The 15,795-nt window shown below is 53.4% G+C and carries 15 protein-coding genes and 1 tRNA gene; 11 read left to right on the forward strand and 5 right to left on the reverse strand.

The features are described from left to right. Positions 1-138: 138 nt before the first annotated feature. The 6 genes from dusB (at position 139) to HMF8227_RS14200 (ending at position 6,406) form a co-directional block, all read left to right on the forward strand. On the forward strand, positions 139-1,116 hold the full coding sequence (gene dusB, locus HMF8227_RS14175) for a tRNA dihydrouridine synthase DusB (RefSeq protein WP_109340807.1): 978 nt from the start codon (positions 139-141) through the stop codon (positions 1,114-1,116). A 47-nt stretch (positions 1,117-1,163) separates the two neighbouring features. Beyond that, positions 1,164-1,457 carry a DNA-binding transcriptional regulator Fis gene (fis, locus tag HMF8227_RS14180; RefSeq protein ID WP_109340808.1) on the forward strand — a complete coding sequence of 98 codons (294 nt, stop codon included), beginning with the start codon at positions 1,164-1,166 and terminating at the stop codon, positions 1,455-1,457. Between the two features lie 91 nt (positions 1,458-1,548). Continuing rightward, positions 1,549-3,147 carry a bifunctional phosphoribosylaminoimidazolecarboxamide formyltransferase/IMP cyclohydrolase gene (purH, locus tag HMF8227_RS14185; RefSeq protein ID WP_109340809.1) on the forward strand — a complete coding sequence of 533 codons (1,599 nt, stop codon included), beginning with the start codon at positions 1,549-1,551 and terminating at the stop codon, positions 3,145-3,147. Between the two features lie 15 nt (positions 3,148-3,162). Next, positions 3,163-4,449 carry a phosphoribosylamine--glycine ligase gene (gene purD, locus HMF8227_RS14190; protein ID WP_109340810.1) on the forward strand — a complete coding sequence of 429 codons (1,287 nt, stop codon included), beginning with the start codon at positions 3,163-3,165 and terminating at the stop codon, positions 4,447-4,449. 253 nt (positions 4,450-4,702) lie between these two features. Then, on the forward strand, positions 4,703-5,737 hold the full coding sequence (locus HMF8227_RS14195; RefSeq protein WP_275425519.1) for a branched-chain amino acid aminotransferase: 1,035 nt from the start codon (positions 4,703-4,705) through the stop codon (positions 5,735-5,737). Between the two features lie 126 nt (positions 5,738-5,863). Next, positions 5,864-6,406, forward strand: coding sequence for a DUF3016 domain-containing protein (locus HMF8227_RS14200; RefSeq protein WP_109340812.1), 543 nt, complete (start codon positions 5,864-5,866; stop codon positions 6,404-6,406). A gap of 52 nt (positions 6,407-6,458) precedes the next feature. On the opposite strand, the gene HMF8227_RS14205 is transcribed toward HMF8227_RS14200, so the two are convergent. Together HMF8227_RS14205 and HMF8227_RS14210 are read right to left on the reverse strand one after the other, a co-directional pair. Next, entirely contained in the window at positions 6,459-6,782 is a 324-nt protein-coding gene (locus HMF8227_RS14205; protein WP_109340813.1) for a hypothetical protein, read from the reverse strand. A gap of 103 nt (positions 6,783-6,885) precedes the next feature. Next, complete coding sequence (locus HMF8227_RS14210; protein WP_109340814.1) at positions 6,886-7,197, reverse strand: hypothetical protein; 312 nt, start codon at positions 7,195-7,197, stop codon at positions 6,886-6,888. A gap of 108 nt (positions 7,198-7,305) precedes the next feature. Here HMF8227_RS14210 and HMF8227_RS14215 point away from each other — a divergent pair, with 108 nt between their 5' ends. Then, on the forward strand, positions 7,306-7,500 hold the full coding sequence (locus HMF8227_RS14215; protein WP_109340815.1) for a hypothetical protein: 195 nt from the start codon (positions 7,306-7,308) through the stop codon (positions 7,498-7,500). 31 nt (positions 7,501-7,531) lie between these two features. Here HMF8227_RS14215 and epmB read toward each other — a convergent pair whose 3' ends face one another. After that, complete coding sequence (epmB, locus tag HMF8227_RS14220) at positions 7,532-8,557, reverse strand: EF-P beta-lysylation protein EpmB (RefSeq protein WP_109340816.1); 1,026 nt, start codon at positions 8,555-8,557, stop codon at positions 7,532-7,534. Positions 8,558-8,587: 30 nt separating this feature from the next. Between epmB and efp the strand changes: the two genes are divergently transcribed. The 3 genes from efp (at position 8,588) to rep (ending at position 12,224) form a co-directional block, all read left to right on the forward strand. Next, entirely contained in the window at positions 8,588-9,157 is a 570-nt protein-coding gene (efp, locus tag HMF8227_RS14225; protein WP_109340817.1) for an elongation factor P, read from the forward strand. An 80-nt stretch (positions 9,158-9,237) separates the two neighbouring features. Next, complete coding sequence (epmA, locus tag HMF8227_RS14230) at positions 9,238-10,212, forward strand: elongation factor P--(R)-beta-lysine ligase (RefSeq protein ID WP_109340818.1); 975 nt, start codon at positions 9,238-9,240, stop codon at positions 10,210-10,212. Continuing rightward, positions 10,209-12,224, forward strand: coding sequence for a DNA helicase Rep (gene rep / locus HMF8227_RS14235; protein ID WP_109340819.1), 2,016 nt, complete (start codon positions 10,209-10,211; stop codon positions 12,222-12,224). Before epmA ends, rep begins: the two co-directional genes overlap by 4 nt. Before the next feature lie 3 nt (positions 12,225-12,227). Here rep and HMF8227_RS14240 read toward each other — a convergent pair whose 3' ends face one another. Together HMF8227_RS14240 and HMF8227_RS14245 are read right to left on the reverse strand one after the other, a co-directional pair. Next, complete coding sequence (locus HMF8227_RS14240) at positions 12,228-14,864, reverse strand: sensor domain-containing phosphodiesterase (protein ID WP_109340820.1); 2,637 nt, start codon at positions 14,862-14,864, stop codon at positions 12,228-12,230. A 115-nt stretch (positions 14,865-14,979) separates the two neighbouring features. Continuing rightward, positions 14,980-15,381 (reverse strand): c-type cytochrome, encoded by a 402-nt coding sequence (locus HMF8227_RS14245; protein ID WP_239421321.1) that lies wholly within the window; start codon positions 15,379-15,381, stop codon positions 14,980-14,982. A gap of 253 nt (positions 15,382-15,634) precedes the next feature. Between HMF8227_RS14245 and HMF8227_RS14250 the strand changes: the two genes are divergently transcribed. Next, positions 15,635-15,709: transfer RNA gene (locus HMF8227_RS14250), tRNA-Arg, on the forward strand. The last annotated feature ends 86 nt before the right edge of the window (positions 15,710-15,795 follow it).

The following is a 15,795-nucleotide window of genomic DNA, read 5'->3' on the forward strand; positions in this document are numbered from 1 at the left end:
GCCTCAAAGGCCGCTGTCAAGCCTAAAGAGCAAAAAAAACCCCATTTTTGTTTAATTTCTAGCCTTTTCAAGGCCGACAAAAAACCGTAAACTTAGCGCCCTTTTGAACGGGTTGAGTAATTTTTGCACAACAACGCTATGCAGATCGGTCCCTATCAACTTGATAACAATTTGATGCTGGCACCGATGGCAGGCGTGACCGACCGTCCCTTTCGGCAGCTCTGCAAACGCATGGGTGCTGGATTGGTGGTGTCGGAGATGTTGTCATCCAACCCAAAAGTCTGGCGCAGCGACAAATCGCGTCAGCGAATGGATCACAGTGGAGAATCCGGTTTACGCTCGGTACAAATCGCCGGTGCCGACCCGGATTTGATGGCCCAAGCGGCCGAGTTCAATGTTCAGAACGGCGCCCAGATTATCGATATTAATATGGGCTGCCCGGCGAAGAAGGTGAATAAAAAGCTGGCCGGTTCGGCTCTGCTGCAATTCCCGGAGCTGGTTGAGGACATTATCTGCGCTGTGGTGCGGGCCGTGGACGTTCCCGTCACCTTAAAGATCCGAACAGGCTGGGATCCGGACAACCGCAATGGGGTGACGATTGCTCGCATCGCCGAGCAAAACGGCATTCAATCTCTGGCGGTACATGGCCGGACCCGCGCTTGTATGTACAAGGGCGAGGCCGAGTACGACACCATAAAGGCTATCAAGGCCGCGGTGTCCATTCCGGTAGTGGCTAATGGCGATATTACCTCACCTGAGAAGGCCAAGGCGGTTCTGGATTATACCGGCGCCGACGCCTTGATGGTGGGCCGCGGCGCTCAAGGGCGCCCATGGATTTTTCGCGAGATCCAACATTATCTGATGCACGGTGAACAGTTAGCGCCACCGTCACTGGATGAGGTACGCCAGACATTATTGGAACATGTGGTCAACGTCCATCAGTTTTACGGCGCCTATCTGGGCGCCCGCATTGCCCGTAAACATGTGGGCTGGTATCTGGCAGAGCATGACGATGAGCGTCATTTCCGCCGAGAATTTAACGGGATTGAGGACGCCAGTGAGCAGCTGGATGCCCTGAATCGTTATTTTGACAAGCTGACTGTGGCAGCGGCCTAAGCTGCAACAGTTGCCGAGTATCACTAACTAAAGAGCAAGCAAGAATTATGTTCGATCAAAACGTGACTTCTCCATTTACAACCACGGTAACCACTTCTGCACAAACTCAGGCTCAAAAGCCGCTGCGTGACTCCGTCAAGCAGGCGGTCAACAAGTACCTGAAGCAGTTGGAGGACACCAATATCGACAATCTTTATGAGATGGTACTGGCTGAAGTGGAAGCGCCACTGTTGGAAGAGATCATGACTTTTACCCGCGGTAACCAGACCCGCGCTTCCCTGATGATGGGCATCAACCGCGGTACGCTGCGCAAGAAGCTCAAGCAATACGGCATGAACTAAGCCGATAGACTATGTTAAAGAGCACCTGCGGGTGCTCTTTTTGTTACAACACCCATATGTAAGCACGATTTCCCATTTCTGAGGACCACAGATGGAACCAGCACAACCCATTCGTCGCGCTCTGTTAAGCGTTTCCGATAAAACCGGCATCGTTGAATTCGCCCAGGCCCTGGCAGCCATGGATGTTGAACTTCTGTCCACCGGCGGCACAGCCAAGCTTCTGGCCGAAAACGGCCTGAACGTCACTGAGGTGTCTGACTACACCGGTCACCCCGAGATCATGGACGGCCGGGTCAAAACTCTGCACCCTAAGGTTCATGGCGGTATCCTGGGTCGTCGCGGTCAGGACGATGAGGTAATGGAAAAACACCAGATTCAGCCCATCGATATGGTGGTGGTGAATCTCTATCCCTTCGCCAACACCGTGGCTAAAGAAGACTGCACCTTAGAAGATGCCATTGAAAACATCGACATTGGTGGCCCGACCATGGTTCGCGCCGCAGCTAAGAACCACAAGGATGTCACCATTGTGGTCAATGCCGCGGATTACGCCCGCATTCTGGATGAACTACAGCAACGCGGCGGCCACTTAAGCTATGAAACGCGCTTCGATCTCGCCATCGCCGCTTTCGAGCATACAGCCCAGTACGATGGCATGATCGCTAATCACTTCGGAATCATGGCAACAGATTACGGCGACCAGTCTGACGAGCAGGCAGACGAATCTGCTTTCCCTCGTACCCTGAACAATCAGTTTATTAAGAAGCAAGATCTGCGTTACGGTGAGAACAGCCATCAATCGGCGGCGTTCTACGTAGAAAACGACATTCAGGAGGCGTCCGTCGCCACCGCCAAACAGTTACAAGGCAAGGCGCTGAGCTTTAATAACATCGCCGATACCGATGCGGCGCTGGAATGCGTCAAAGAGTTTGACGAACCGGCCTGTGTCATCGTCAAACACGCCAACCCGTGTGGTGTCGCTACTGGCAACACCATTCTCGATGCCTATGACCGGGCCTTTAAAACCGACCCCACCTCGGCCTTTGGTGGCATCATTGCCTTTAACCAAATGCTGGACGGCAAAACCGCTCAGGCCATTGTCGATCGTCAGTTTGTGGAAGTGATCATCGCCCCTGAGGTATCCGACGAAGCCAGGCAGGCGGTAGAAGCCAAGAAGAATGTACGACTGCTAGAGTGCGGCTACTGGCAGGGTCAGTTAACCGAAGGCTATGACTACAAGCGCGTCAATGGCGGCCTGCTGGTTCAGGACCGCGACTTTGGCATGGTGGAACTGGATGACCTCAAAGTGGTCTCCAAGCGCCAGCCCACAGAAGAAGAGCTGCGCGATCTGCTTTTTACCTGGAAGGTAGCTAAGTACGTCAAGTCCAATGCGATTGTTTACGGAAAGGACGGCATGACCATCGGCATCGGCGCCGGTCAGATGAGCCGGGTCTATTCGGCAAAAATTGCGGGTATTAAGGCCGACGACGAGAACCTGGAAGTGGCAGGTTCTGTGATGGCCTCCGACGCCTTCTTCCCATTCCGCGATGGTATCGACGCCGCCGCCGAGGCAGGCATCAAAGCTGTGATTCAGCCGGGCGGCTCCATGCGAGACGAAGAAGTCATCAAGGCCGCCGACGAGCATGGCATGACCATGGTCTTCACCGGTATGCGTCATTTCCGCCACTAATCACAGGAGACGAAAATGAAGGTATTAGTGATCGGCGGCGGTGGCCGCGAACATGCACTGGCCTGGAAGGCCGCTCAGTCAGCCAATGTGGAAACGGTTTTTGTGGCACCGGGCAACGCCGGTACGGCCATCGAGCCTAAGCTTGAGAACGTCGCCATTGGCGCCGAAGATATCGAGGGTCTCTTAGCCTTTGCCAGGGATAATGCTATCGAGCTGACCATCGTCGGCCCGGAAGCACCGCTGGTTGAAGGCGTAGTAGACCGTTTTCAGGCTGAAGATCTGGCGATTTTCGGGCCTTCAAAGGGGGCGGCTCAGTTGGAAGGCTCCAAGGCCTTTACCAAGGACTTCCTGGCCCGCCACCAGATCCCGACCGCCGAGTATCAGACCTTTACCGAGATCGACCCCGCCATCGCCTATGTGCGAGAGAAAGGCGCACCTATTGTGATCAAGGCCGATGGTCTGGCCGCCGGTAAAGGCGTTATCGTCGCCACCGAACTGGCTCAGGCCGAAGACGCCATTCGCGACATGCTGGCAGGCAATGCCTTCGGCGACGCTGGCAGCCGAGTCGTCATTGAAGAATTCCTGGATGGCGAAGAAGCCAGCTTTATAGTGATGGTAGACGGTAAGAACGTCTTACCCTTCGCCACCAGCCAGGATCATAAGCGCGCTCACGACGGCGACCAAGGCCCCAACACCGGAGGTATGGGCGCATACTCACCCGCACCTGTTGTGACCGCCGATGTACACCAGCGCATTATGGATGAAGTGATCATGCCTACGGTGAACGGTATGGCCGAAGAAGATCACCCGTATGTGGGCTTCTTATATGCCGGGCTGATGATTATGCCCGACGGCACACCGAAGGTGATCGAATATAACTGCCGTTTCGGCGATCCCGAAACCCAGCCAATTATGATGCGTCTGCAGTCGGACTTAGTCGAACTGTGTCAGCAAGCTCTTGCTGGCAAGCTGGATCAAACGACTATCGAATTTGATCAGCGTGCCGCCGTGGGCGTTGTGCTGGCTGCTGGCGGCTATCCGGGCAGCTACCGTAAGGGCGATGCCGTTAGCGGACTGGATACCAACACTCTGGATGATCGTAAAGTCTTCCATGCAGGGACTAAATTGGAAGGTGAGCAAGTGCTTACAAGCGGTGGTCGGGTATTATGCGCTACGGCTCTGGGCCAAAGCGTCACTCAGGCCCAGAAAGCAGCCTACGAGTTGACCAGCCAGATCCAGTGGGACGATGTGTTCTACCGCAAGGATATTGCCTGGCGTGCGATTCAGCGGGAAGCAGAATAAGCACTGCTTACCAGGTTTGGTAATACCGGGGCGCTCTTAAAGCAAACCATGTGCTATAAGGAAGTGGCACAATGCCCCGCAGAGGGGCTAATCGCGCGTCTTCACGCGAGTGCCCCGACTTTACCTCAGTATCCATAACCGACTCCTCTGAGTTGTGCCCTTTTTCACAGATTCGCGCTATTTTTAAGCATCAAGCCTCACCTATGGCATGGTTTTTTTGTAGAATAGAGCATTCTCTGAACCCAACCCTATTATTAATAAGAAGCAGAGGCCTGATATGAGCAATTCAGCCACCCCCAGTAAAAAAGCCGCCTTTGGCAGTGTTTTTAGCGATAAGATGATTGTTGCCGAGTACAAGGACGGTCAGTGGAGCCCGGGAAAGATTACCGATGTGGCGCCATTGCAACTGCATCCCGCGGCCCATGTGCTGCACTACGCCAGCACCTGCTTCGAGGGTATGAAAGCATTTAAGATGGCCAACGGTGAGGTGAAGATTTTCCGTCTGGACCGTCATATTGCCCGCATGGCGCAAAGCGCTTCCCTGTTGCACCTGCCGATTCCCTCGCCGCAAGAGCTGGAAAGCATGATTCGGGAGGTGGTGGAAACCAATAAGGCCGATATCCCAGAACCGCCGGGCGCGCTTTATTTGAGACCCACCCTGATCGGCACCGAAGCCAATATTGGCGCAGCGGGTGCGCCATCGGGCGAAGCTCTATTCTATGTACTGGTGTCCCCAGTGGGCGACTACTTCAGTGGCAGCACCAAGGGGCTGACCATTGCCATTGAAGATCAGGAAATGCGGAGCACCCCAGGGTTCGGTAAGGCCAAGACCGGTGGTAACTACGCCTCCGCGCTGCGTCATGTCATGCGCGCTAAGAAAGAAAACCAGGCCGATCAGGTATTGTTCTGCCCGGGCGGCGATGTACAGGAAACCGGCGCGGCGAATTTCTTTTTGATCGACGATAACCGCATCATGACCAAACCATTGGATGCCTCCTTCCTGCACGGCGTTACACGCGACTCCATTATCAACCTGGCTCGTTCCATGGGCTATGAGATCATCGAGAAAGATTTTACCGTAGACGAACTATTGGAGTGGATCCAACACGGCGAAGCCGCTCTGTCCGGCACCGCTGCTATGCTGTCCGGTGTAGGCCAGTTTATCCTGCATGGCGAAACCCACCCAGTGGGCAACGGCGAAGTCGGCCCAAATACACAGAAACTCCGTGAGGCCTTGCTGGCCATTCAGTCCGGCAAAGCCGAAGACCAGTTCGCCTGGTTGAAATAACTCTCCGTTGACGAGGCCAGTCGACGGCCTCGTCTCTCTTTTCTTTCTGTCACTTCAGATTCAGCCTCAATTCAGTTGCCTCCATTAGACTTAAACCTACAGAGTCCACCTTTGGGGGTATGAAACATGAACAACAGACTATTACTCAGCAGCTTAATCGCCGCTTCCATAACACTGAGCGGGGCAGCCTTTGCCCAGGCAAAAACCGAAATTAACTGGGTCAAGCCGGAAGACTTCACCGACATACGCCCGGCTAATGAGTCGCGCAAACGCTTCCGCGAACGGGTGATGAAACAGCTCGAAGATTATATGACCGAAACGCTGGCCGCTCACTTGCCGGAAGGCTACCACTGGTCAATGACCATTACCGACCTGGACTTGGCCGGTCAGGTGTGGCCCGGTCACTTTGTGGGGTTGGATACTAGCTCGGACGTACGCATGATCAAGCGCATCGATATTCCGCGGATGGATTTCGATTACCAGCTTAAAGACGCTGAAGGCAAAGTCGTCATGGAAGAACAGGGTGTAGAGCTTAAAGACATGAGCTTTCAGGATAGGGTAAACCCGCTGTTTGATAGCGATAATTTCAAATATGAAAAGAACATGCTGCGCCGCTGGTTTAATAAGACCTTTGCCGAACACCTGAAAGACGACGTACGAACCCGCTAAAGCGAAGCACAATACAACGCGATTCGAAGGCAAAGCCTAGGCTTTGCCTTTTTTATAACATTCGCTTAATCGACTGATACAGCTCGGTGGCTTTATCGGCACTGAGATTATTCGCCTGAGTGGCTTGGCCTTCGGAGGTCGACACCCTCACCGAGGCGCTGCCCACGGCCGGGGACTCACTTTCAGGCGCGGCGCTCTGTGTGTCGCGCACTAAATCGGCGCGACCATCCTGACGCTGCAAAGACAATCCCTGGGAGGATAATTGAACGTTATCACCACCGGTTACCCGATTGATTTGCTGGGCCCGGCTGCTATTGCTGGTTGGCTGACCTTCAACCACTGGCGTTGAAGGCTGATTACTGACCCGAATATCCATGATCTCACCTCAAAGATACTAAGGTTAAGTATGGGCCAGCCGGTGAGAAACTCAAGTTCCAGCCTTCCAAAGTCAGCCTGTAGCAGAGCAACAGGCCAGGGGATTACTTGAGGCTTTCCTGAAAGTGAGACAAGGTCGAGAACAACTGCTCCATTTTACTGACCACCTTGGCCAGTTGCTGCTCAGCCTGTTGCTGATCTTCAACCTGCTCCAGTGCCAACACATCCTTACCCAGCTCTTCCACATAGGGCATAAAACGCTTACTTTTGGCCTCAAAACCGGCGTCATCGGCAAATACCTGCTGGAATTTTCCTTTACCCTGCTTATTCAGCTGTGCCAGCTTATCGTCGGCATCCAGCGCGCGACGATAGATGACTTGCATGTTTTCCCGGATTTTCTCGATCAGTGTTTCCATATTTTTTGCCATTATGCCTAAAGTTATTTAAAGCCTTGCCGATACCTTAGTGAAAGCGGGCATTCTGCCTGCTTTGGTGTATTGTAACAACTAAGTGTAGGAGCCACTATGCAGATACAAAGCCCAACCACGGGAATGGCCTCTGCCGACTTCTCTAGCGAAGTACGCTCGGCCAAACTCGCCAAGGACATGCAGGAGCAAGAGGGGCAACAAGCCCTGCAACTGCTTGAGGCTGCCGCGGTTCAACCCGCCCCCAGCTCTGCGAATGCATCTATTGGTGGCAATATCGACACCTTCGCCTGATACAGGGCCTGTTTTATATCTATGAAACACCCTAAGGCATTAACGCCAGATCCACTGGCGTTTTACCGGGCTGGTCGCCTATTTCTCTAACCAGTTTTGGCACCATATAGCCCGGTAGTTTCGCGATCACCCCGGCCATCACAGTCTTCGCCTCTGCCTCCGACACATCAAAATGCGCCGCCCCTTTTACCTTATCCAGTACGTGCAGGTAATAGGGCATCACACCGGTATCGAACAAACGTCGGTTCAACGCGACTTGAGACTCGACGCTGTCGCTGACTCCCTTTAGTAACACCGCCTGGTTGAGCACTGTCACTCCCGTCTGACGCAGCCTCTGCACCGCTGCACTAACAGCCTCATCGACTTCATTAGCATGATTAATGTGCAGCACCATCACCGGCGTCAAACGGGTTTGGGTAAACCAGTGGAGCATGTCATCGTTGACCCTCTGTGGAATGACCACCGGCAGACGACTGTGAATGCGCAAGCGCCGGACATGGGGTATCGCCTCGATACGCTGGGTCAGCCAGGCCAGAAAGTCGTCTTTGGCCATCAGCGGATCACCACCCGAGTAGATCACCTCATCAATCGCCGGGCGCGCGGCGATATAATCCAGCGCAGGCTGCCAACCAGCCTTATTCGGCGTATTGTCGGAGTAGGGGAAATGACGCCGAAAGCAGTAGCGGCAATTTACCGCACAACCACCGCGCACGATCATCAGTACCCGGCTTTGGTATTTGTGCAGCAACCCCGGGGCGGCCGGATCCTGCTCATCCAATGGGTCCTGCGTAAAACCAGGCACCTCATCGAACTCCTGACGCAGAGTCAGAACCTGTCTGAGTAAGGGATCATCAGGATCGCCTTTTCTCATCCGTGCCACAAAAGGGCGTGGCACGCGCAGGGGAAATAGCTTTCGGGCGCAGGCGTCAGCCGTAAAGTCGCTGTCGGGCAAATCTAACAAGCGCACTAACTCCAGCGGATCGGTCAGGCAATTGGCCAATTCTTTTTGCCAGTGCCTCTCTACAGGATCGATAATTTTCGGTATGATTTGCGCCAATTGTGTGGCCTTAATTTTTATGAGGAAAACATGGCAACATACAGCACCAACGAATTTAAAGGCGGTTTAAAGTTCATGATGGACGGGGAACCCTGCAGCATCATGGAAAACGAATACGTAAAACCCGGCAAAGGCCAGGCGTTTAACCGGGTGAAGCTACGCAAGCTAATCTCCGGCAAAGTCCTGGAAAAAACCTTTAAGTCCGGTGAAACCGTCGAAGCCGCCGATGTAGTCGATATGGACCTAGCCTATCTCTACAGCGACGGCGAGTTTTGGCATTTTATGGATAACGAGACCTTTGAGCAAATCCAGGCCGACGAAAAAGCCGTTGGTGATGCCGCTAAATGGTTGGTAGAAAACGATGTATGTACTCTGACGCTTTGGAATGGCGCGCCGATCACTGTCACACCACCAAACTTTGTCGAGCTGGAAATCACCGAGACCGATCCTGGCCTGAAGGGCGACACGGCGGGCACCGGTGGTAAGCCCGCGACCCTGACAACAGGTGCGGTAGTACGTGTGCCCTTATTTGTGCAAATTGGTGAGGTGATCAAGGTCGATACCCGCAGCGGCGAATACGTGGGCCGGATTCAGAAATAAGGCGTAGCCTGATCCTCCACAACGAACGGCGCCCACTTCGGTGGGCGTTTTTGGCTCCGGACTCTAACCAGCGACCATCCATGACCCACAACCAATGGCAGCCCAATGCCAGCTTAGACACTCTGAAAGCACGCGCCAGCCTGATGGCGACCCTTAGGGCCTTTTTTGCCGATCGCCAGGTGCTGGAAGTGGAAACGCCGCTGTTATCACAGGGGACTGTCACCGACCCACACCTGGATAACTTCGCCACCCGTTTTGTCGGGCCCGGCGCAGCGGACGGTCAGCAGCTGTATTTACAGACCTCCCCCGAGTTTGCCATGAAGCGCCTATTGGCCGCCGGTAGTGGCCCTATTTACCAGTTGGGTAAAGCGTTTCGCAATGAGGAAGTCGGCCGTCACCACAACCCGGAGTTTACGTTACTGGAATGGTACCGGCCGGGCTTTAACCGCCGCCAACTAATGAGCGAAGTGGATGAGTTGCTGCAGATATCGTTGAATACCAAACCGGCAGAGGTACTCAGTTATCAACAGGTTTTTTTAATCCATCTCGACTGCGACCCGCTTAGTGCCACCATCGACGAGTTGCAGCAGTTGGCCCGTGAGCACAACCTGGCCGATGCGGCCGAAGATGAAAACCATAGAGATACCCTGCTGCAGCTTTTATTCAGCTTCGTGATCGAGCCACAGATCGGTCGCCAGCGGCCCTGCATGGTGGAGCTGTTTCCCGCCAGCCAGGCCGCCCTGGCCCGCTTGAACTCTCAGGACAACAGGGTGGCTGAGCGCTTCGAGGTGTATTACCGAGGTATCGAGCTGGCCAACGGTTTTCATGAACTGACCGACGCCGACGAACAGCGCCGGCGCTTCGAGCAGGACAATGCATTACGCCAGCAACTGGGCAAGTCAGAACAACCCATCGATGAGCGTTTCCTCGCGGCTCTGGCACAGGGTTTACCGGATTGCTCAGGGGTCGCCTTAGGCGTCGATCGTTTAGTGATGCTAGCCCTGAACGCCCGGAGCCTGACAGAGGTTATTAGCTTCGAGGTGGGCCGCGCATGAAACTCAACCCGGCTCAGGATCAAGCGGTAAAATACATCAGCGGCCCCTGCCTGGTACTGGCGGGTGCGGGTAGCGGTAAGACCCGAGTGATCACCAATAAGATCGCCTATCTGGTACGTGAGTGCGACATGCCGGCCCGCTATATCGCCGCGGTAACCTTCACCAATAAGGCAGCCCGGGAGATGAAGGAACGGGTCGCTCAAACCTTAGGAAAGAAAGAAGCCCGCGGTCTGAAGGTCTCCACCTTTCACACCCTAGGTTTGAAGATTATTAAATCTGAATACAAGACGATTGGCCTGAAGCCGGGCTTTTCCCTGTTCGATAGCAAGGACAGCTTTAACCTGCTCAAGGATCTGACCGAAGACACGCTGGACGGGGATAAAGAACAGCTATTCTTACTACAAAATTGTATTTCGAACTGGAAAAATGACCTGATCCGTCCGGAGCAGCTGGTCAGGCAGGCCAGTTCCACCGGTGAGCAGGAATTTGCCCAGGTATATCTGCGTTATCAACAGCATTTGCGCGCCTACAATGCGCTCGATTTCGACGACCTTATTCTGCTGCCCACCCTGTTGCTTAAGCAAAACGAGACGATCCGCCAGAAATGGCAGAGCCGCATCCGCTATCTGCTGGTGGATGAGTATCAGGATACCAATACCAGTCAGTATGAGTTGGTGCGGTTGCTTGTAGGTGAGCGCGCCCGTTTTACCGTGGTGGGCGATGATGATCAGTCCATCTATTCCTGGCGGGGGGCTAAGCCACAAAATCTGGTGCTGTTGAGCGAGCATTACCCCAGCCTGAAGGTGGTGAAGCTCGAACAGAACTATCGTTCTTCAGGACGTATCCTGCATAGCGCCAATATTCTGATCCAGAATAACCCCCATGTATTTGAGAAATCTTTGTTCTCGGATTTAGAGTACGGTGAGCCACTGCGGGTGCTGTTTGCCAAGAATGAAGAGCACGAGGCCGAGCGGGTGGTGGCCGAGTTAATGGCGCATAAATTTATGAACCGCACCCAGTACAAGGACTATGCCATCCTCTATCGCGGTAATCATCAGTCGCGCCTGTTTGAAAATGTGCTGATGAAGAACCGTATCCCTTACAAAATCAGTGGTGGCACCTCGTTTTTCGACCGTGCCGAAGTAAAGGATGTCATGGCCTATCTGAGGCTGCTGGTGAATCAGGACGACGACAATGCATTGCTGCGCATCATCAATACTCCCACCCGCGGCATTGGCCGCGCCACGTTGGAGAAGCTGGGCAATTTCGCCAATGAATTGCATGTATCGCTGTTTGAAGCAGCCTGCCACAGTCAGCTTCACTCTGTGATGAGCGGCAAGGCACTGGCCGCCGTGCAAGGCTTCAGCCGTTGGATTGTTGAGCTGTCTGACCGGGCGGTCAGAGGTGATACCGGCGATGCCATACGTGAGCTCATCAAGGCCAGCCATTACGAGGAATATCTGTACGAAACCAGTCCCAGCCCCAAGGCCGCTGAAATGGCGATGAAGAACGTCAGCACCCTGTTTGGCTGGATCACCGGTATGTTGGAAGGCAATGAGCTGGATCCCCCCATGACCCTGCCCGAAGTGGTTAACCGCCTGATTCTCAGGGATATGATGGAAAAAGGTGAAGACGACGAGGAAGCCAATCAGGTACAGCTGATGACCTTACATGCTTCCAAGGGTCTGGAGTTTCCCTATGTGTTTATGGTGGGTATGGAAGAAGGCTTGTTGCCCCACCAGAGCAGCATCGATGAGGATAATATCGAAGAAGAACGCCGACTGGCTTATGTAGGGATCACCCGGGCTCAACGTAACCTGATTTTTACCCTGACCCGCGAGCGACGCCAGTTTGGTGAAATCATCCAGCCCGAGCCCAGCCGATTCCTGTATGAATTGCCTGAGGCCGATCTCAGCTGGGAACATCAGAAAAAACAGTTATCCAAGGAAGAGCGGCAACAGAAGAACCAGCAGGGCCTGGCTAACTTAAAAGCCATGCTGAAAAAAGACTAGACCCTAGGTGTTTTTTACCTTGGTGTCTTTGGGGGCTGCCGCAAGCAATTGGTTCAGAGGCTGAGTCTCGCCCAGGTAAGCTCCCTGGCCATAGCTGCAACCGATATTAAACAGCGCTTCGTACTGGTCCTTGTTTTTCACGCCTTCCGCGATCAGTGTGAAGCCCAGATGCTCTGACATGCTCAATACCGATTGCACCATTTTCAGGTTCTTCTTTGAGGCGGGGATGGTTTTGATAAACCGGTGGTCTACCTTCACATAATCAAAGGGGTAAGAGTACAAATAACTGAGCGAGGCCAGGCCACTGCCGAAGTTATCCAGCACCAAGGTAATACCGGCCCGCTGCAGGCGCTTCAGCGCAGGCAGGATATGCTGACTGGTGCCACTCAAACCCTGCTCATCCAACTCAAAGATCAGCCGTTTGGGATTTAATCCCAACTGCTCTATATATTTGAGCAATTGGCGCACCAGACGTTCCTGCAATAAGTGGTTAACGGATAAGTTAATAGCGACCCGAGCCTCTTCCCGCTCTGGATCTTTATCCAGGGCCTCGAACAGCGCTGGCAACTGACTCAGCATGAAGTTATCCAGCTCAATGGCCTGGCCACTGTGCTCAGCTACCTGCCAGAAACGCTCACGCTTAATTCGACCCAGTGTCGGGTGGTGCCAGCGCACATAACACTCGATGTATTGCCATTGGCGCTCGTATAGTCCAACCGTTGGTTGGCAGTAACATTCAAACTTTTCTTCGCGCAAAAGGTGACGGAATTCGTTTTCCAGTTCCACCTCTTCCAGCAGCTTCTCGCGCATGCTCTTGTCGAAGGTAATATAACGTCCACGTCCGCTGAACTTGGCTTGATACATCGCCGCATCCGCGTCTCGTACTACCTCGTCGGCACTGTTATAGGAACGATGAATAATAGCGATCCCGATACTGGCACCCGAGTACATCTCCTGACCTTCTAACACATAAGGTTGGCTCAGGGCCTTGATAATACGCCCCGCCACCTGCTCAGCCTTCTCTTCCGACTCCAGACTGTCTAGCAGGATAACGAACTCGTCGCCCCCTAACCGCGCCAGCAAGTCGTGACCACGAATACACTGGCCGATGCGATTGGCCACTTCCACCAGGAACATATCGCCCGCGTGGTGCCCGATGGTGTCATTAATCAGCTTGAAACGATCCAGATCGATAAACAGCACTGCAAAGTGGTTCTCGGGGTGGCGCTTCTTATTCGCCACCGCCAGTTCCAGACGGTTAACGAACATCACCCGGTTGGGCAAGTCGGTTAGTGAGTCGTGGTGGGCGTCGTGGATGAGCTTAAGCTCAATCTCCTTACGTTCTTCAATTTGCTGCTTGAGGTGGTCATTGGTGTGACGCAGCTCTTCGGTGCGCTCTTTGACCTTCTGCGACAGCTGCTGGTTGTATTCCTGAATCGCTTCAGCGGCCTGCTTGCGCTCCATAGCGGTAGCGATATGGTGGGAAACGAACTTCAGCAGCTCCAGATCTTTAAGGTCATAAGCCTGAGTTTCGTCATAGGTCTGCACCGCAATCACTCCAGAGATTTCCCCCTCAACAATGAGCGGTGAGCCGAGCCAGCAGTTACCGGTTTGAGACATATTGCTCGCCACAGACTCGGATAATTCGCCTTGTTCTGCGAGACTCCGGGCGTAAGAGGCATCGATCAACGCCGCATTACCCGAACGCAACACAAATTCGGTTAGGCCATCACCCACTTCCCGTGGAGGAATATTGAGCTCTTTTTCGTCGTTAAAATAGGGGAAGCGCAAGGAGTTGTTGTCTTTATCGTGGATGGCGATGTAACAGTTAGGGGCACTGATTAGTCGCGCCAGGATATCGTGAATATTGCCGTAAAACTTACTCATTTCGCCGTCGATACCGGCTGAAAGCTCGGAAATCTCGAACAAAGCCTGCTGCAGCGACTCGATCTTCTGACGCTCGTTGATCTCTTCCTGCAACTCTTCGTTCATTTCCCGCAACTGACGGGTGCGCTGGCGAATGGTCTTCTCCGTTAGCTCCCGGCTTTTAACCCGATCCACGGCATTGACGATATGCTGGGAGACAAACACCAGTAACTCAAGATCCTGCTCACTATAACGGACCGACTCATCATAGCTTTGCACCACCATCGCGCCCATCACCTGAGAACCACGCTTTAACGGCACGCCTATCCAATCGACCGGATGTGCTCCCAGCTCCATGCTCCCGGCAATCTCGGCCCGCTTCTGCTCATAGTTTTCTTTGGTCAGGAACAGCGGCTCGGCGGTTCTCAACACATGGCCGGTGAAGCCTTTCATCAAACCGGAAGAGGGCATCTCCCGCACCGTTAATTCGTCAAATTCATCCACAAAATAGACAAACTCGACCATCTCGGCGCTGGCCTCATACATGGCAACAAAGAAGTTCCGGGCAGGCATCATACGGCTGATGATGTCATGAATGGCGGGATACAGGCGCGGCAAGTCACTCACCGAGTTGGCAAGTTCTGATATATCAAACAGTGCCTTCTGTATGGCCTCTGACTGTTTGTATTTTTCCGTAAGCTGCTGCAGCTGAGGGATTAACTCCCTGAGCTCGTCGATGCTCAGGTCGGCAGCATTGATGTCCTTGTCGCGCATTAACACCCTTTGGAGTGTGAATAAATTGTTGTTATTTTAATCGACCAAAGTTACATCAGCTAACATAAAAAAGCCACCCTAGGGTGGCTTTTCTGTTTGAATCCAGTGAGAAAAATTAAATGCCTTCAATCATGTAGTCGATGGCGGCCTTAATCTCATCATCGGAGCAATTGCCACAGGTACCACGAGGGGGCATGGCATTAAAACCATTAATGGCATGATCCATTAACACATCCATACCCTGAGCAATACGAGGCTCCCATGCCGCTGCATCACCAGGCTTAGGGGCATTCAACGCGCCGGTGGCGTGACAAGCCATACAGGCCGCGTTATACACCTCTTCACCAGAACGAGGACCGGATGCTGCTGCGGATGCTGCTTCAGCGCCCGCGACATTTACCTTGCCAATGGCCTTGATACGATCGGCAATGGCTTCATTGGACATATCGGATTGCTGAGCAACGGCAACGCTGGCAAAACCTGCAATAATCAATGCTAAAACTCGAAATACTCTCACAAGTGACTCCTGCACCTCGTTGGGACTGAACTTTATTCGGCAATTTTCTGGTTCCGATTATAACGGCAATTCCTTGGTGAACAACTACAAATCCGCCCCCGGGCCTGAAAATCCCCAATAACACTGTGGCAATCGGCGGGTTATACCGCTTTACCATGAATTACGCTCGGCAGCCCTATAAGGACCAAATGACCAATCGGTGAGCTATCCGCAATTGATCTTATGCGGGTTTTACGGCATATTACGCCACCTCGCTCTCGTGGTGAAATGGATATCACGTGGCCCTCCGGAGGCCAAGTTCTAGGTTCGATCCCTAGCGAGAGCGCCATCTTTCCCAAGCCCTGATGGATTAGCAGCTACTAACACACCCCGTTTCCGTGTCCTCACCGTGACCAAAATAGTTGTCCACAAGCT

The organism is Saliniradius amylolyticus, from assembly GCF_003143555.1.
GTDB lineage: Bacteria > Pseudomonadota > Gammaproteobacteria > Enterobacterales > Alteromonadaceae > Saliniradius > Saliniradius amylolyticus.